The following is a 16,898-nucleotide window of genomic DNA, read 5'->3' as shown; positions in this document are numbered from 1 at the left end:
CGCCCACTCGACTCCGAGGAGCCGCGCGTGCTGAACCGACTCAAGAACGTCGCGAAGGACCTCCTCGCGATCGCGTGGATCCGCCGCATCTACGAGAACGTCAACAGGGCGTTCCTCGAGACCTTCGGATCGAGCCGCATCCTCTCGCACCTGTTCTTCTTCGTGAGCTTCATCACGTTCAACCGCGAGCAAGCGGCGACGCTCCGCGGGCGCCGCAACTACTACCGCAACAAGAAGGCGCACCGCCGCTCGCACGTCGAGTTGCGCCGTAACATCCACCGCTTGGAGAAGGGCCTCATCATGCGGCCGCGGCGCGAGGTCTTCGCGCGCGACTACATCGGCGAGACGCTCGAGTTCTACCGGTTCGCCGCGCAGCAGGTCGCCGCATCGCCTTCGTCTATGGACCGGGGCGAGATGGACTGGGCGCACAACGTGCTCGAGGAGTTCTTCTCGGCGACGGGCACGACCGACCCGACCATCTCGGCCGCCCGTGCGGCGTTCGAGGCCGTCGGCTACCGTCCGAGCGAGACCGGGTTGGTGCCGTACCACAAGAAGCAGATCTCGTCGGTGACGTTCGAACAGCTCGAGGAACTCGCGATGCAGCGCCGCTCGGTGCGCTGGTTCGACGACCGGCCGGTGCCGCGCGAGTCGATCGACCGCGCGCTCGAAGTGGCGCGTCAGGCCCCGACCGCGTGCAACAGGCTCCCCTACGAGTTCCGGGTCTTCGACGACGAGAAGATGGTCCGCACCGTCTCGTCGATCCCCTTCGGAGCGGCGGGATACGCCCACAACATCCCCGCGATCGTCGTCGTCGTCGGCAAGCTCGACAGCTACTTCAGCCCGCGCGACCGCCACGCGATCTACGTCGACTCGTCTCTCGCGGCGATGTCGTTCATGTTCGGCCTCGAGACCCTCGGCCTGAGCTCGAGCGTCATCAACTGGCCCGATTTCGAGCCTCTCGAGGTCAAGATGCAGCGCACGCTCGGCCTCGAGGTCTCGGAGCGGGTCGTCATGCTCATCGCCGTCGGCTATGCGCACCCGGAAGGAATGGTCCCCTACTCGCAGAAGAAGGAGCTCGACTCCATCCGCCGCTTCAACGCGCTCGGCTGATCGTGCGGGTTCCGCAGTGGCTGCGCTCGAAGAAACTCTGGCGTCGGGTCGCGACCGTCGTGATCGTCGGGGTCGTGGGCGTGCTGTTCACGCTCGCCCTCGTCGAGAACTGGGCGCAGGTGCGGGAACAGGACCTCTCGTTCAGCTGGCTCTGGATCGCGGCGATCGTGCTGTTCGCGGCCGCGGTTCCCCTCTCGGGAGTGCTGTGGGCGGCGATCGTCAACAGGTTGAGCGAGCCGGGGCTCCACGTCTCCGTGCGCGACGGTGTCATGGTGCACTCCGCCTCGTGGTTGCTCAAATACATCCCCGGGCAAGTGGGCTCGCTCGTCAACAAGGTCATGTGGGGCGCGAAGCAGGGGTTCAGCCGCGCCCTCATCGTCATCACGTTCATCTACGAGAACGTCTTCCTCCAGGTCGCGTCGATCGTGCCGAGCGCGATCATCCTCCTCGTCGTCGCGGGGCCTGACGCCTTCGCCCTCGACGGCCTCACGATCGTGCTCGCGATCGCGGCGGCCGGTCTCCTCGTCGTCGTGCTCACACCGCCCCTGTTCCGTCGCGTGCTCGACGTCGTGAGCCGTCGCGCGATCAAGCGTGACCTCCCGCCCGCCTACTTCCTGCCCGTCACAGCGTCGGCGGGCTTCATCCTCGCCTTCACGCTCCCGCGCGTCGTCAACGCGTTCGGCTTCGTCGCCGTCGTCGCGTCGTTCCGGCCCATCGAGCCGTCGGACTGGGCGCTGCTCTCCGCGGCCTACGTGCTCGCCGGGGCGATCGGCATCCTCGCCGTCTTCGTGCCGAGCGGCCTCGGTGTGCGCGAGGGCGTGCTCGCGGTGTGTCTCGTCGCCGGCGGCTTCACGATCGCCGAATCCATCGTCGCGGCCATCCTCGCGCGCCTCCTGAGCACGGCGGCCGACGCGGTCGTGGCTATGCTCTATGGGTCCCTCCGTGCCCTCTCCAAGAAAGACTCCTGACTGTGCGCTCTCCCCACATCTCGATCATCGGCTCCGCATTCTCGGGCAACAAGGGGGCTTCGGCGATGCTCGAGAGCGCGATCACGACGCTCCGCGCGAGGATCCCCGGGGTCACCTTCACCCTGTTCAGCATGTATCCGTCGGAGGATGCCGCGCTCAACGACCACGCCGACGTCGAGATCATCGACGCGCGACCGCGCCAGCTCGGGGTCAACATCAACACCCTCGCTCTCGCCTACCGGGTGCTCCGGCCCGCGAGGTCCATCCTCAGGAGCCGCTCGCGCGCCGTCGCGGCCCTCGCGAAGTCCGACGTGCTGCTCGATCAGGGCGGCATCACCTTCGCCGACGGGCGTGAGAAGTTCCTGCTCTACAACGTCGCCTCGATACTCCCCGCGCTCAACATCGGCACGGCCGTGTTCAAGTGCGCTCAGGCCGTCGGGCCGTTCATGTCGCCCGTCAACAGGATCGCCGCCAAGACGTTCCTGCCCAAGGTCGCGACGATCGTCACGCGCGGGCGCATCACGCACGACTTCGCTCGCGGGCTCGGTCTCACCAACATCCACGCGGGGGCCGACTACGCTTTCTCGCTCGAGCTCGACGGCACCGAGCACGATGTCGCCTCGAGTGTGCTCGACACCGCGTTCTTCGACGAGGGGCGCGTCGTTGGCATCAGCCCGAGTGTCGTCGTTCAGAAGAAGGTCGATGCCGCCGGCGCCGCGGGCGACTACAGCGCGCATGTCGTCGCTCTCATCAACCATCTGACCGCGCGGGGCCTCAAAGTCTTCCTCGTGCCGCACAGCGTGCGCACGGGCACCGACGCGACGCACAATAACGACCTGCCGCTGTGCCGCGACCTCTTCGCCCGCATCGACCACCGCGATCGCGTTCTCTTCGCCGACACCGAGCTGCCGTCGCAGGTTCTGCGCTATCTCATCGGCCGCTGCGACTTCTTCATCGCGAGTCGGTTCCACGCGATGGTCTCGTCTCTCGCGATGAAGGTCCCGACCCTCGTGATCGGGTGGAGCCACAAGTACCGCGAGGTGCTCGAGATGTTCGACCTCGAGGAGTGGGCCATGGGGTTCGCGACAGCATCCGCCGACGCCATGATCGCGCGGTTCCGTGAGCTCGAGGCGGCGGAGGACAGCGTCAGGGCGAAGCTCGAAGAGCACTTGCCCGCCGTCAAGGCGCTCTCGGTGCAGCAGGCCGACCTCATCGCGGAGCTCGTGCTCTCGAAGCGCTAGTCCTCGAGCGCGCGCGGAGCCTCGGCGAGGGTCGCCCTGCGGGCGACGAGCACGGCGAGGAGGGCGAGGGTTCCCGCGACCGCGCCGACGATGCCGACGACGGGAGCCCACTCGGGAGCCCCGTTGCGGCCCGCGAGCACCATCGAGGTCGCCACGATGTCGCCGATTCCGGGCACGGTGTCTGCCCGGTAGGCGACGAAGGCCCACAGGTTCCATCCCCACAGCACCGTCATGGCCGCGGGGATGAGCACGATGCGCGCGCGCGGGAGGGCGGCGATACCGAGACCGAGGATGATCGCGATCGAGATCGTCGACGGGAGGAAGTACCTCCAGTTGTAGGCCCCGTAGCCGCTCGCGTGGCTGAGCTGCAGCACGTAGGAGCCCGCGAGGTGACCGAGGATGAGGGTCGTGAGCAGAGCCATCTCGATTCGGCCCGCGGGCGTCAGAGGATTCTGCTTGCGACGGACGATCCAGCGGATCACGACCGCGATCGTGATGGCGACGAGCACGGCGAAGAGGGCGACGGACGCCGATTCGGCGAGCGCGCGGTAGTCCGTGGTCCCGCGGTGCAGCAGCGCGCGCGGCACGATCGTGTAGAAGTCCGGGTCGACGAGGTTGTCGACGAGGCTCCGCTCCTGCCGCGTGCCCACGGGGGCTTTCGGGGTCGAGCGGTACCAGGCTCCGCTGAGCTCGGCGTTGCGCACGTAGAACCACCCGAAGACCGCGATCGGCACGGCGAGGAGCACTCCCGTCGCGACGAGCGGCCGCAGGTACCAGCGTCGACCGCCCGCCCTACGGTGCAGGATGCCCGCGACGACGACCGCGACGACCGCGACTCCCCACGAGAGCACGAACGTCGCTTTCGTTCCGAAGCCGAGCGTCGAGACGATGACGAGCGGAACGAACAGTCTCGCGGAGATGCCGCCCTGGATGAGCCGGCAGCTGATCGTCACGGCGAGCAGGGAGAGGAGCGTCACGAGGAGGTCGTTGTAGACCTCGGCGGAGAACCGCAGGTAGTAGAAGGTGAAGCCGCCGATCGCCGGGAGGGTGATGGCGAGGGCGACGCGTCGGGTGTAGCCGAGAGTCCATCCCGCCCAGGCGAGAACGGCGAGGCCGGCGAGACCGATCGCGGTGTTGACGAGCCGCAACACGAGAACGCCGTGGCGCCAGTCCGGGCCCGCGAGCGTGTCGCCCACGAGCGCGGCTCCGATCGCGTACCACAGCGGGGGGTGAGCCGACGAGAATTGCCGCGCGGCGATCTTCGCCTCGAACGACGGTTCGCCGTGCGTGGTCCACTCGTGGCCGACGGGCTGCGGAAGCTGTCCCTGTGAGACCTGGTAGACGTAGTCGAGGTGATCGAACGCGTCGGCGGTCCCGACCCACGGAAGGGTCAGGATGCCGACGATCGTGACCGAGAGGAAGGTCACCGCGATCGCGATCCACGCGAGCGCGACGGTGACGGCGCCGGGGTCGAGCCGCCTGAGGGACGTCGTGAGTGTTGTCATCGAGGCGCTGGGGCCCTTTCGGGCGTGGAGCCGCCGTCGGTGGTGGCGGGGATGGCCGCCGCTGTCGCTGGTGTCGGAGCTTTCAGGGCGCGCCACATCGCGACGAGGGTGACGGTGCACGTCGCGGCGACGAGAGTGCCGACGATCGCGAGACCGACGATGCCGAAGGTCGACGTCGCCGCCCAGTTGCCGAGCGAGCTCACGGGGGAGATGTTGTTCTCCCTGTTGTAGAAGCCGTCGAAGGCGAGGATGACGCCGTAGGCACTCACGGCGATCGCCGCGCACGTCGCGGCGAAGCCGAACCTCACCCGTGCGCGCTCGTCGCGGATCCCGCGCAGCGCACCGATGGCCGCGAGCAGGATGAGGGCGACGACGGCGGAGAAGAGGTAGCGACCCTGGATCGCGTAGGTCACCTGGGTGCGCTCGTAGACGCTCCACGTCGTGTAGCCGAGGAACAGCAGCGTCGCGATCGGGAACGACGCGAGGACCCAGGCGTCGCGCCGGAGCGGCCCGCGCCGGAAGGCGTAGATCGCGATCACCAGGAGGCTCACGACCGTGAGGAGGTCGGTGACGATCGACGACATCGGAATCTCGAGTCGACCGAAGTATCCCCAGAAGCTCGCGGAGAGACCGTTCCAGAACTGAGTGAGGTAGAAGTGGATGTCTGGCCCACTCCCCTCGGCCCACGGCACGCGGGGACGCGCCTCGGCGAGCCCACTCGGTTGCACTTCGCCGTAGAGCAGGATGTTGCGAATCCACCACCAGCCCCCGAGAGCTCCCGCGATGCCGAGGGGAACGAGTGCCGCGAGGATGCGGCGCCCCCACGGGATCGCGCGGCCCCGACCGAAGAGCATGACGACGGCGACGAACGGTACGGCGGGCAGACCCGTCCCCTTCGTGAAGATGAGGAGCCCGAGCACAACGCCCATCGCGACGAGGGTGCGCCATCGGGAGTCGCCCGTCATGACCTTCGAGGCGAGCCACGTGAGGGCCGCCGCGCCGAGGATGACCATCGAGTCGTTCGTGACCGACGACCCGATCTGGGCGACCTGCGGGATCAGGAGGATCGACACGGCGCCGACGAGGGCCGCGCGGGGCGACCCGGTCACGCGTCGCACGGCGCTCCAGATGAGCAGTGGGAGGGGGACGAGGAACAGCACGTTGAGCATGCGGAGCGTGAGCAACCCGATGTCCCACCGCTCGTCTTCGAAATCGGTGGCGGCGAGAACCGCGCCCGCGATGACGTAGTAGGTCGGCGGGTGCTGACTCATCTGGTCGATGCGGTCGCTGTCTCCGGGCGCTTCGGCCGTGAGCTCGTCGAACGTCTCACGCTCGTCGGCGCGGGTTCCCGGACCGAACTTGTCCATGAGGTGGACCGAGGCGAGGTACTCACCGTCGCCCGGGGCTGGCCACTCCGGATCTGTCGCCATGCGCACGGCACTGCTGTAGTGAGCACCCTCGTCGGGGGCGCGGAACGCCGGGGTCAGGAACGCCCACAGGGTCAGGATCGCGAAGAACGCCGCCGTGATGGCCACGAGGGCGTGACGTTCGCGGCGAGACGACCGCGGTCGCACCGGACGGGCGTCAGCTGCCATATCGCTGCATCTTGAGGTAGTCGAGCGTGTCTTCGCTCAACGTCCTGTTGATTCTCGTGAGGTCGGCGACGACGCCGATGACGAGGGAGAGCAGAGCGCCGATGAGCAGGAGCACACCGAGGAGCAGCGACTGCAAGTGGTCACCCGCGACCTCGAGCGTCGTGAGCACGAGGTACCTGATGAAGGGGATGAGGCCGAGGGCCGCGAGCAGGGCGCTGATCCACGCGAAGAGCGCGTAGGGGCGATACATGAGGTAGGCGCGCACGATCGCCGACCCCGACTGGAACATGTGCTCCCAGATGTTGCTGAACAAGCGCGACTCGCGCGTCTTCGCGTTGATCTCGATCGGCACGCTCGCGATCGCGAGTCGCTTGTAGCCCGCCTGGATGATCGTCTCCATGCAGTAGCTGAACCGCGTGACGATGTTGAGTCGGATGAGCGAGTACTTCGAGTAGGCGCGGAATCCGCTCGCCGCGTCGGGGAGGCTGAGCCCCGCGGCGCGACTGACGACCCAACTGCCGAACTGCTGCATCCGCTTCTTGAACGGGGAGAAGTGGGCGACCGTCGCGGTCTGGCGATCGCCGATGACGATCTCCGCCTCACCCCGGAGGATGGGCTGCACGAGGTCGGCGATGCGTGCCTGGGGGTACTGGTTGTCGCCGTCGGTGTTGACGACGATGTCGGCGCCGTGCAGGAGGGCGTAGTCGACGCCGTCGCTGAACGAGCGGGCGAGACCCATGTTGCGGGTGTGATGCACGAAGTGGGTGACCCCATAGGATTTCGCGACCTCGACGGTGCGGTCGCTCGATCCGTCATCGATGACGAGGATGTGGATCTCGTCGATGCCGTCGATCTGCCGGGGGATCGATTCGAGCACGAGCGGAAGAGTCGTTTCTTCGTTGAGGCACGGAATCTGGATAAAAAGCTTCACAAAAATTCCTCGAGCGATGTCGCAGTCGGGCGGCGTCGGAGCCGCGCTCCATATCCACGATGTGCAGACAGTCTAATCCCCGGTGGTACACCCGTCGGCCAGCCGCCGCGTCGTGCCGACCGGGTCTCCCGCACCGGCACCAGTAGGATCGTCCGAGTCAACGGAGTGGAAGTGGGTCCCCATGCCTGAGCTGCGCCCAGGCGTCGTGTCTGTCGTCCTCGTCAACTATCGGGGTGCCGACGACACCATCGAGGCGATCCGCACTCTCGGTGAACTCGAGTGGCCGAGCGAGCTGCTCGAGATCGTCGTCGTCGAGAATGCGTCGGGCGATGACAGCGCCGAGCGCATCCGTGCCGCCGCCCCGCACGTGACGCTCATCGTGTCGAAGACCAATACGGGGTTCGCCGGCGGGTGCAACCTCGGTGTCGCGTCGAGCTCGGGCGAGTTCATCGCGCTGCTCAACAACGATGCGAAGCCGGATGCCGCGTGGGTCAGCGCCGCGGTCGCGAAGTTCGGCGAATCGCCCCGCATCGGTGCCGTCGCGAGTCGCGTGCTCGACTGGGACGGCGAACTCGTGGACTACATCGGGTCGGCGATGACCTGGTACGGCATGGGGTTCAAGCCCTGGACCGCCCAGGCGATCCCGAAGAGGGTCGACGACCCTACCGACGTGCTGTTCGGCACCGGGTCGGCGATGTTCGTGCGCCGGTCGGTGTTCGACGAGCTCGGCGGTTTCGACGAGCGCTACTTCATGTTCTTCGAAGACGTCGACCTCGGGTGGCGACTCAACCTGCGCGGGTGGCGATACGCCTACGCGCCCGCTTCGCTCGCCTACCACAAGCACCACGCGTCGATGTCGTCGTTCGGTGCACACAAGGAGACCTACCTGCTCGAGCGCAACGCGCTCTTCACGCTCTACAAGAATCTCGGCGACGAGTCGCTCACCGAGATACTGCCCGCCGCCATGGCCCTGTCGGTGCGCCGCGGCATCTCGCAGGGGGCCGTCGACTCCGAGCAGTTCGAGTTGCGCTCGCCGGGCGCGAACGAGCCCGAGACGACGATCGCGTCGACCACGCTCGCGCCCCTCTTCGCGATCGACCGGTTCGTCGAGGAGCTGCCGTCGCTCCGCACGGACCGCGAGCGGATCCAAGCGACGAGGGTCGTTCCCGAGAACCGCATCTGGCGCCTCTTCGGGCACGCCGACGCGCCCGTCTATCAGGAGGAGAGCTATCTCCGGGGGTATGAGAATCTCGTGACGACCTTCAACGTGACCGAGCCCCCCGCGACGCGCAACGTGCTCATCATCACGGGCGACCCTCTCGGCGACAAGATGGCGGGCCCCGCCATCCGCGCGTGGAACATGGCCGTCGCTCTCGCCGACGACAACGCCGTGACGGTCGTGACGCTCTCGGGAGCGGAGCCGCTCGACGCGCCGTTCGACATCGCCCACGTGCGAGCGGGCGACGATCGCGCGTTCGCGCCCTACGAGAAGTGGGCGGACGTCATCATCTTCCAGGGGCACGCGATGGCGGTCTTCTCGGCCCTGCGGTCGACGTCGAAGATCGTCGTCGTCGACATCTACGACCCCATGCACCTCGAGCAGCTCGAGCAGGGCCGCGAACTCCCGGCGGCCACGTGGGCGAAGCAAGTGGACGACGCGACCGACGTTCTCAACGAGCAGCTCGCGCGCGGCGACTTCTTCTTGTGCGCCTCCGAGCGTCAGCGGCACTTCTACCTCGGTCAGCTCGCGGCCCTCGGCCGCATCAACCCGGCGAACTACGCCGACGACCCCGACCTCGACGGGCTCATCGCCGTCGCCCCCTTCGGCATGACGAGCACCCCGCCCCGTCACGAGAAGACGGTGCTCAAGGGAGTGAAGCCCGGCATCGGTGCCGACGACAAGGTGCTCCTGTGGGGTGGAGGGCTCTACAACTGGTTCGACCCGAAGACCCTCATCCGCGCGGTCGCGAAGGTCAGCGAGACCCACGGCGACGTGCGGTTGTTCTTCCAGGGAACCAAGCACCCGCACCCCGGCGTGCCCGAGATGGCGATCGTCGCCGAATCGCGTCGCCTCGCCGCCGAACTCGGAGCCCTCGACACCTCGGTGTTCTTCAACGACTCGTGGGTCGACTACACCGACCGCCAGAACTACCTCACCGAGGCCGACGCGGGGGTGAGCACGCACTTCTCGCACGTCGAGACGACGTTCTCGTTCCGCACGCGCATCCTCGACTACCTCTGGGCCGAACTGCCCATGGTCGTGACCGAGGGTGACAGCTTCGCCGAGCTCGTCGCGACCGAGAAGCTCGGCATCGTCGTGCCCTCGGGGGATGTCGACGCTCTCGCGGCGGCGCTCGACCGCATCCTCTTCGACGAGAAGTTCATCGCGACGAGCCGACGGAACATCCGCAGGGTGCGCACGCGGTTCTTCTGGGAGGAGACCCTGCGCCCCCTCACCGACTTCATGGCCCAGCCGGCGCACGCGGGTGACCGACAGGGTGTCGTCGGGGCGTCGGGCAGGGCGACCGATTCGGCGGCGATGCGGCGCAGGCAGCGGCCGCACGGCATCCGTCACGACGTGCAGCTCGCCGCGCACTACTTGAAGCACGGTGGCATCTCGACGGTCGCCCGCAAGGTCGGCAGCCGACTGAAGCGCTTGCGCGGGCGCTGAGCGGGCACTCGACAGCCGCGCTGCGCCGCCCTACCGGCGCCGGGCGACGCGGTCTACGCCTCGGGGAGTCGCGATCTCCAGCTCAGCTCGTGCGCCGAGCGCACGCAGCAGATCACGAGCAGGAGCCAGCCGAACTCGACGAGGATCGAGCTCTCGGCCGCCGAGGTGAGGATGAGTGCGACGAGCACGAGGGGGACCCACGCGAACACGACGCTCCGCTTGTTCGACGCGAGCAGCCACGATCGCACGAGCGTGAGCCCGAGGAGCGCGATGAACGCGAAGAGCCCGACGATGCCGGTCTGCAGGAGGACGTCGAGGTAGGCGTTGAGTGCCGACGAGTGCGCGGGCCCGAAGGGGTCGATGCCGATGTACGGGGGCAGGTCGCGCCGCCAGAGGCCGAGCCATCCGAAGCCCTCGACGGTTCTCGTGGCCGCGCGCTCGACGACGTCGAGCCAGAGGCTGTAGCGGAACTCGAACTCGCTGCCCGCGTCGAGCACGGCGATGAGTCGCGAGCGGAACACGAAGGCCGCGGTGAGCACGAAGACCGTCGTGCCGAGGAGCGCGAACTGCGCGACCCGTCGAGGGTCGGGATCGAGCCGGCGCAACCACACGAGCACGGCCGAGGTCACGGCGACGGCGGCGAGCACCCCGAGACTCACGGGCGACCCGGTGAACCACACCGAGAGGGCCGCGAGCACGATCGACCCCACCGCGAGCCCACGATCGGCGGACCGCGTGACGAGCTCGATCGAGAAGGTGATGAGCGCGATGACCGCGACGAGGCCGAGCTGGTTGCGCGTTCCGAGCAGGCCCTGGATGGGGCCGCCGTCGGCGAGGGACCCGTCGATCCTCAGGAACGGGGCCGAGGTGTCGAGGAGGATGCCGACGAGCACTTCGAGGGCGAGCGACGCGACGAGAACGGTGCGCAGCACATCACCGACCGCGCGGACGATCTGGATGAGATCGCGCCGCAGCGCCACGAAGACCCCGAGTGAGGCGAACGCGACCTGGTACGCGATCGAGCCGAGTGTCGCCCACTGGTAATCGCTCCAGAGGATCGTCGCTCCGCACCATCCGATGAAGAGGATGAGCGAGATCGGCAGCAACCCGCGCCACTCGATCTCCTCGCGCGACACAGCGAGGGAGGCGCCCGCGAGCACGACGAGGCACACGAGGGCGCCGATGAGCCCCTCCCACCCCATCGTCGCCTTGACCGTCGACGACAGGAAGGCGGTGCCGAGGATCGCGACGGTGAGCGCTTGGGTGAACCGTGCCGACGCGAGCACCGACACCCCGACCTCGATGAGGGTGCGGTGCGGCGGTGGGGTCACGATCGCACCTCGGCGTCGACCACTGAGGGGAGGGAGCGCGCCCTCGACGGGTGGCTCGCCTTCGTCGACGCGGCGAGGACGACGAGCAGGAGCCAGCCGCCCTCGATGAGCAACCGACTCTCGGCGAGCGACTGCACGAGGAGAGCCGTCATGAGCAGGGGGGCGGCGAGTGAGACGGACGAGAATCGTCCGCGCTCGGAGGCCGAGGTCACCACGCGATCGGTCGCGAGCAACCACGCGCGCAGTGTCGTCGAGAGAACGAGGGCGCCGAAGACCACGAGCCCGACGATCCCGAGTTGTAGCCACACGTCGAGCCACGCGTTGTGGGCGTGCAGCTGCACGACCCCGTTGCGGGTCACGAGGTCGGCGAACGGCTCGCGCCACGGCGCCCAGAAGCTGATCCATCCCCACCCGAGGGCGGGGCGCTGCTCGGCGAGTCCGATGACGGCCTCCCAGATCCCCGCCCGCCCGGTGAGGTCGGAGCTCTTGCCGAGGGTGCTCAGGATGCCCTCCCTCGCGACGAGGGCGATCGCGACGAGACCGACGCCCGCCACCGCGAGCGACCCGTAGACGATCGCGCGCGGCCGACCCGAGGGGGTGCGTCGCACGATCAGGATCATGGCGAGCACGACGGCGACGGCGACGAGGCCGAGGAGAACGGTCGCGGATCGGGTGATCGCGACCGTTGCGCCCGCGAGGGCGAGCCACGCGATCGCGCGTGATCGGCGGATCATGCCCGCCGCGAGTTGCACGCCGAGAACGATGATCGCGAGGAAAGCGACCATCGCGAGGAGGCTCGACGATCCGACGATGCCCTGCACGGGTTCGCCGTCGAGAAGCACGTTGCGCGACCAGAACAGCAGGAGGGGCGGGTCGACGCGATCGGCGCCCACGACCCACACGGGCAGCACGGGGGCACGCACGACGAAGGCCACGACGAGTTCGAAGACGAGCGACAGAGCGAGGATCGCCGTGAGCGCTCGACCGAGAGCCCGGAGGATCGCCGCGCGATCGACCGTGAGCGCGACAGCGAGCCCGATCGTCGTCGTGAGGAGCTGCAACAGGAGCCCGGCGGCGGACTCGAGCGGATAGCGCGACCACACGATCGACGCGGCGCACAGCGCGAGGAACGCGACGAGAGGCACGGGCACATCGCTCGCGCGGAGCACCAGGCGGTGCCTCACGAGCACGACGATCGCGAGCACGAGCGACGCGATCACGACGACGCCGTAGCCCCACCACGTGATCGAATTGCGCCACGCGTCGGCGGCGAAGCCCGTGAAGAACACGAAGGCCGCGAACCCCGTGAGAAACCCGCGGCTATCGAGCGTCGTCATGGGGCAAGGCTACCGCCCGCACCCCGGTGATCCCGCGGCGGGAGGGCGGCAGCGCGGGTGGGCGGCGCCGATCAGACGAACGCGGCCTTGCCCGTGATCGCGCGACCCACGATGAGCGTGTTCATCTCGCGCGTGCCCTCGTAGGAGTAGATCGCCTCGGCATCGGCGAAGTAGCGGATGACGTCGTAGTCGAGCACGATGCCGTTGCCACCCATGAGCTCGCGGCACCATGCCACGGTCTCCCGCATGCGCGCCGTCGTGTAGAACTTGGCGAGCGAGGCGTGCTCGTCTCGCTGGGTGCCCTCGTCGAGCATCGCCGACACGCGAGTGACCATGCCGATCGACGCGGTGATGTTGCCGAGACTCTTCGCGAGCAGGTCTTGCACGAGCTGGTGGCTGCCGATCGGCTTGCCGAACTGCACGCGCTCGTCGGCGTACTTCACGGCGGCGTCGTAGGCGCCGACCGAGTTTCCGACGGCGGCCCACGCGACCTCGGCGCGCGTGAGGCGCAGCACTGCCGCGGTCTCGCGGAACGACTTCGACTTCTGCAGGCGGTTGGCTTCGGGAACGACGACGTTCTCGAGGGTGATGTCGGCGTTCTGCACGATGCGCAGGGCCTGCTTGTTCTCGATGCGCGTCGCCGAGTACCCGGGCGTCGACGTCGGGACGATGAAGCCCTTCACCTGGCCGTCGGCGGTGTCCTTCGCCCAGATGATCGTCACGTCGCTGATCGAGCCGTTGCCGATCCACCGCTTGGCGCCGTTGAGCACCCACGAGTCCCCCTCGAGGGTCGCCGTCGTGCGCAGCCCCTGCGCCGCATCGGAGCCCGAGAGCGGTTCGGTGAGCCCGAATGCACCGAGCAGCTCTCCCGACGCGAACTTCGGGAGCCACTCGGCGCGCTGCTCGGGCGACCCCGCCACGGCGATGGACCCCATCACGAGACCGTTCTGCATTCCCACGAGGGTCGCGAGGCTCGCATCCACTCGCGCGAGTTCGAGAGCGACCCAGCCGCGGAAGACCGCGGAGTTGTCGAAGCGCTTGGTCTCCTCCCACGGTTGCCCGAAGAGTCCGAGGTCGGCGAGCCCTTGCACGATGTGGCGGGGGAAGAACTCCGCGTTCGACCACAGGTCGTTGACGAGGGGGCGGACCTCGGCTTCGAGGAACGCGCGCAACTCGATGATGAGGGCCTTCTCCTCGTCGCTGAGGGCGTTCTCGTATCCGTAGAAGTCGCTGCTGAGGGGCTCGAAGGTCATGACCTGCTCCATTGCTCGGTTTCGCTGCTGGTTTCGGCGGCACGGTGTCACGTCGTGCGGCTCTCGGAGCCTAGATCGGGGAGGGGCGAGGGGCGAACGGGTTGGTAGTTTGGTCTAACGCGGCGCCAGCCCGAGTCGGGCACCTTTGTAGGTCGCGCCCACTCGTCGGCCGATCCCGAGGCAGTCGCCTCACGAGCGAAAGCACCGGATGTTCGTCAGCATCACCAACACCCCCAGGCCGTACGCGTGGGGTTCCCGCTCGGCGATCGCCGAGCTCGTCGGTCGCGAGAGGTCGGTCGAGCCCGAAGCCGAGCTGTGGTTCGGGGCCCACTCGGGTTCGCCGAGCGTCATCGTCGACCCCGCAGCCGTGGGCGGAGCGCGGACCCTCGACGAGTGGATCTCGGCCGACCCCGTCGCGGCTCTCGGGTCGCCCGACGCCGAGCGACTCCCGTTTCTGCTCAAGCTCCTCGCCGCCGAGGCTCCACTCTCGCTGCAAGCGCATCCGACCCCGGGGCAAGCGCGAGAGGGCTTCGCGCGGGAGAATCGCGCCGGGGTGCCCCTCGACGCGCCGAACCGCAACTACAGCGACGAGTTCGCGAAGCCCGAGATCCTCGTCGCGCTGAGCGAGACATTCGAGGCGGTGTGCGGCTTCCGTGAGCTCGCGGAGTCACGGGCGGTCATCCGCGACCTCGCCGAGCGGGCGGAGGCGTCGTCTTCCCTCGAGCTCTGGGCGTCGAGGCTCGAGGGTCACGGGATCCCCGACGGCGCCGACCCCCTCGAGCACGCGGTCGCGTGGCTGAGCGCTGGCGGATCCGAGGTCGATGAGATCGTGCGCGTGCTCACGGGCGCGTCGGCGGCGGTGTCGGCGGAGGAATCCGCTCCGCCCGCGACGCTGCTCGCCGCGCGCACCGTGACCCTCCTCGCGGAGCACCACCCCGGTGACCCGGGGATCGCCGTCGCCCTCTTGCTCAACAGGGTGACCCTTCGGCGGGGTGAGGCGCTCTACCTGCCCGCGGGCAACATCCACGCCTATCTCCACGGCCTCGGCGTCGAGATCATGACGGCGTCGGACAACGTCTTGCGCGGGGGGCTCACGGTCAAGCACGTCGACGTCGGCGAGCTCACCTCGGTGCTCGACTTCTCGGCGACGCCGCCGCCCGTGATCGAGCCCGAGCGGCCGTCCGAGGGGATCGAGATCTTCCGGCCCGATGTGAGGGACTTCGTTCTCGCGCGAGTCGACGCCGCGTCGCGCGACGGGTCGGACCCCGTGCTCGTGGGCCTCACGGGCCCCGCGATCGCGCTCTGCACGGGAGGAGAGGTCGTGATCCGCGACGAGACGACGGGCGAGAACGCGACCCTGTCTCCCGGCCAGGCGAGCTACCTCACGCCCGAGGTCACCGCCGTGGCGGTCTCGGGGGGCGAACTGTTCGTCGCGATGCCCGGCTGAGCGGCGGGAGTCATCGGGGGCGCCTCCGGAACGAGAAGAACTTGTGCCCGAGGTAGCTCATGATCGTCGTGATCACGACGATCGTCGCTTGAGCGAGCCACGACGGCCACCCCGCGAGCTCGATGAACACGGGCAGGAGTGCCGCGTTGACGGCGAACATCACGACGTAGACGCTCTCGAAGCGCACGAAGTCGAGGATGACGTTCGACCGCCCCGTGAGGCCGAAGGTCACGCGCCGATGCAGCACGAAGGCGAGCACGGTCGCGAGAGCGTAGGAGAGCGCGAGGCTCACGAAGTACCTCCCGTCGAGGAGCGCTTCGAAGGCGAGGAAGAGCGCGTAGGCGACGACCGTGTTGACACCCCCGATGACAACGAACCGTGTGCGCTCGTCGGCGAGGAGGGTCCGGAGCCGAGGGTGCATCCCGCAAGCGTGCCACGGGGTGGTCCGCCGACGGTCATAGGCTTGCGGAATGACTTGGCTTGTGACCGGCGGTGCCGGCTATATCGGTTCTCACGTGGTGCGCGCTCTCGTCGACAACGGCCTCGCGGCCGTCGTCTACGACGACCTCTCGAGTGGTCGTGAGGAGTTCGTCCCCGCGAGCGTGCCCTTCGTGCGCGGGAGCATCCTCGACGGTGACGCTCTCGTGCGCAGTTTCGACGCGCACGGTGTCACGGGGGTCATCCACGTGGCCGGCTTCAAGTACGCGGGGGTGTCGGTGTCGCGCCCGCTCCACACCTACGCGCAGAACGTCACGGGCACGGCGACCCTCCTCGCGGCGATGGAGGATCGCGGGGTCGATCGCGCCGTGTTCTCGTCGAGCGCCGCGGTCTACGGAACGCCCGACACCGATCTCGTGACCGAGGACACCCCGAAGAACCCGCAGTCGCCCTACGGCGAATCGAAACTCATCGGCGAGTGGCTCCTGCGCGATCAGGAGGTCGCCGCCGGGTTGCGTCACACGTCACTGCGGTACTTCAACGTCGTCGGCTCCGGCAGTGACGGCGTCTTCGACGTGAGCCCGCACAATCTCTTTCCGATCGTCTTCGAGGCCCTGCTCGACGGCAGGACGCCGCGTATCAACGGAGCGGACTACGACACGCCCGACGGCACGAACGTGCGTGACTACATCCACGTCGTCGACCTCGCCCACTCGCACGTGCGCGCCGCCGAGCGCCTCGACGCGGGAGAGGGCCTCGAGGCGGCCTACAACCTCGGGAGCGGCGCGGGGGTCTCGGTCGGCGAGATCATGACGACGATCGCCGAGGTCACGGGCATCCCGTTCTCTCCCGAGGTGGGACCCCGCCGCCCCGGCGATCCCGCGCGCATCGTCGCGGCGGGGGACCTCGCCGCGCGCGACCTCGATTGGCGCATGCGGCACTCGCTCCACGACATGGTGTCGAGCGCCTGGAGCGCGAGACGGGGCACTGCCGCGTCGTGACGGTTGCGCATCGGCATCAAACCGTCGGCGCGTCGCCAACTCTCGATAGCCGGTTGAGGCTTTACGATTC

Annotated in this window: 13 protein-coding genes; 6 read left to right on the top strand and 7 right to left on the bottom strand. The window is 68.3% G+C overall.

The annotated features are described in order from the left end of the window. The first annotated feature begins 27 nt into the window (after positions 1 to 27). From ACLHIH_RS07880 to ACLHIH_RS07870, 3 genes are read left to right on the top strand one after another with little or no spacing between them, the layout of a single operon-like run. On the top strand, positions 28 to 1,110 hold the full coding sequence (locus ACLHIH_RS07880) for a nitroreductase family protein (protein ID WP_411316163.1): 1,083 nt from the start codon (positions 28 to 30) through the stop codon (positions 1,108 to 1,110). A gap of 2 nt (positions 1,111 to 1,112) precedes the next feature. Then, positions 1,113 to 2,078 carry a lysylphosphatidylglycerol synthase domain-containing protein gene (locus tag ACLHIH_RS07875; RefSeq protein WP_411316162.1) on the top strand — a complete coding sequence of 322 codons (966 nt, stop codon included), beginning with the start codon at positions 1,113 to 1,115 and terminating at the stop codon, positions 2,076 to 2,078. 2 nt (positions 2,079 to 2,080) lie between these two features. Further along, the gene (locus ACLHIH_RS07870; protein ID WP_411316161.1) at positions 2,081 to 3,319 is read left to right on the top strand and encodes a polysaccharide pyruvyl transferase family protein; all 1,239 of its coding nucleotides are present in this window, start codon (positions 2,081 to 2,083) and stop codon (positions 3,317 to 3,319) included. On the opposite strand, the gene ACLHIH_RS07865 is transcribed toward ACLHIH_RS07870, so the two are convergent. The 3 genes from ACLHIH_RS07865 to ACLHIH_RS07855 are packed head-to-tail and all read right to left on the bottom strand — an operon-like array spanning position 3,316 to position 7,350. Continuing rightward, the gene (locus ACLHIH_RS07865) at positions 3,316 to 4,824 is read right to left on the bottom strand and encodes a hypothetical protein (protein ID WP_411316160.1); all 1,509 of its coding nucleotides are present in this window, start codon (positions 4,822 to 4,824) and stop codon (positions 3,316 to 3,318) included. The genes ACLHIH_RS07870 and ACLHIH_RS07865 overlap by 4 nt on opposite strands. Continuing rightward, positions 4,821 to 6,419 (bottom strand): DUF2142 domain-containing protein, encoded by a 1,599-nt coding sequence (locus ACLHIH_RS07860; RefSeq protein ID WP_411316159.1) that lies wholly within the window; start codon positions 6,417 to 6,419, stop codon positions 4,821 to 4,823. The genes ACLHIH_RS07865 and ACLHIH_RS07860 overlap by 4 nt, the downstream gene beginning before the upstream one ends. Further along, the gene (locus ACLHIH_RS07855; protein ID WP_411316158.1) at positions 6,409 to 7,350 is read right to left on the bottom strand and encodes a glycosyltransferase family 2 protein; all 942 of its coding nucleotides are present in this window, start codon (positions 7,348 to 7,350) and stop codon (positions 6,409 to 6,411) included. Before ACLHIH_RS07855 ends, ACLHIH_RS07860 begins: the two co-directional genes overlap by 11 nt. A gap of 181 nt (positions 7,351 to 7,531) precedes the next feature. Here ACLHIH_RS07855 and ACLHIH_RS07850 point away from each other — a divergent pair, with 181 nt between their 5' ends. After that, positions 7,532 to 10,021, top strand: a complete 2,490-nt coding sequence (locus ACLHIH_RS07850) for a glycosyltransferase (protein ID WP_411316157.1) — start codon at positions 7,532 to 7,534, stop codon at positions 10,019 to 10,021. A gap of 53 nt (positions 10,022 to 10,074) precedes the next feature. Here ACLHIH_RS07850 and ACLHIH_RS07845 read toward each other — a convergent pair whose 3' ends face one another. The 3 genes from ACLHIH_RS07845 to ACLHIH_RS07835 all read right to left on the bottom strand — a co-directional run bounded on the left by ACLHIH_RS07845 (position 10,075) and on the right by ACLHIH_RS07835 (position 13,942). Then, positions 10,075 to 11,352 (bottom strand): O-antigen ligase family protein, encoded by a 1,278-nt coding sequence (locus tag ACLHIH_RS07845; protein WP_411316156.1) that lies wholly within the window; start codon positions 11,350 to 11,352, stop codon positions 10,075 to 10,077. Next, the gene (locus ACLHIH_RS07840; protein WP_411316155.1) at positions 11,349 to 12,689 is read right to left on the bottom strand and encodes an O-antigen ligase family protein; all 1,341 of its coding nucleotides are present in this window, start codon (positions 12,687 to 12,689) and stop codon (positions 11,349 to 11,351) included. Before ACLHIH_RS07840 ends, ACLHIH_RS07845 begins: the two co-directional genes overlap by 4 nt. 71 nt (positions 12,690 to 12,760) lie before the next feature. Further along, positions 12,761 to 13,942 carry an acyl-CoA dehydrogenase family protein gene (locus ACLHIH_RS07835; RefSeq protein WP_411316154.1) on the bottom strand — a complete coding sequence of 394 codons (1,182 nt, stop codon included), beginning with the start codon at positions 13,940 to 13,942 and terminating at the stop codon, positions 12,761 to 12,763. 208 nt (positions 13,943 to 14,150) lie between these two features. Here ACLHIH_RS07835 and manA point away from each other — a divergent pair, with 208 nt between their 5' ends. Next, positions 14,151 to 15,389 (top strand): mannose-6-phosphate isomerase, class I, encoded by a 1,239-nt coding sequence (gene manA / locus ACLHIH_RS07830; protein ID WP_411316153.1) that lies wholly within the window; start codon positions 14,151 to 14,153, stop codon positions 15,387 to 15,389. A gap of 10 nt (positions 15,390 to 15,399) precedes the next feature. Here manA and ACLHIH_RS07825 read toward each other — a convergent pair whose 3' ends face one another. Further along, complete coding sequence (locus ACLHIH_RS07825) at positions 15,400 to 15,810, bottom strand: GtrA family protein (RefSeq protein WP_411316152.1); 411 nt, start codon at positions 15,808 to 15,810, stop codon at positions 15,400 to 15,402. A 49-nt stretch (positions 15,811 to 15,859) separates the two neighbouring features. Between ACLHIH_RS07825 and galE the strand changes: the two genes are divergently transcribed. Then, the gene (gene galE, locus ACLHIH_RS07820) at positions 15,860 to 16,828 is read left to right on the top strand and encodes a UDP-glucose 4-epimerase GalE (RefSeq protein ID WP_411316151.1); all 969 of its coding nucleotides are present in this window, start codon (positions 15,860 to 15,862) and stop codon (positions 16,826 to 16,828) included. The last annotated feature ends 70 nt before the right edge of the window (positions 16,829 to 16,898 follow it).

This window comes from Marisediminicola sp. LYQ134, assembly GCF_046599635.1.
GTDB lineage: Bacteria > Actinomycetota > Actinomycetes > Actinomycetales > Microbacteriaceae > Marisediminicola.
The sequence above is the reverse complement of the archived record's forward strand: the minus strand, read 5'-3'. Positions and strand labels throughout refer to the sequence as shown.

Bases quoted from the DNA above. Each gene is read 5' to 3' on its own strand.
- ACLHIH_RS07865 (WP_411316160.1), bottom strand. From the start codon at position 4,824: ATGACAACACTCACGACGTCCCTCAGGCGGCTCGACCCCGGCGCCGTC.
- ACLHIH_RS07850 (WP_411316157.1), top strand. From the start codon at position 7,532: ATGCCTGAGCTGCGCCCAGGCGTCGTGTCTGTCGTCCTCGTCAACTAT.
- galE (WP_411316151.1), top strand. From the start codon at position 15,860: ATGACTTGGCTTGTGACCGGCGGTGCCGGCTATATCGGTTCTCACGTG.
- manA (WP_411316153.1), top strand. From the start codon at position 14,151: ATGTTCGTCAGCATCACCAACACCCCCAGGCCGTACGCGTGGGGTTCC.
- ACLHIH_RS07860 (WP_411316159.1), bottom strand. From the start codon at position 6,419: ATGGCAGCTGACGCCCGTCCGGTGCGACCGCGGTCGTCTCGCCGCGAA.
- ACLHIH_RS07825 (WP_411316152.1), bottom strand. From the start codon at position 15,810: ATGCACCCTCGGCTCCGGACCCTCCTCGCCGACGAGCGCACACGGTTC.
- ACLHIH_RS07835 (WP_411316154.1), bottom strand. From the start codon at position 13,942: ATGACCTTCGAGCCCCTCAGCAGCGACTTCTACGGATACGAGAACGCC.
- ACLHIH_RS07840 (WP_411316155.1), bottom strand. From the start codon at position 12,689: ATGACGACGCTCGATAGCCGCGGGTTTCTCACGGGGTTCGCGGCCTTC.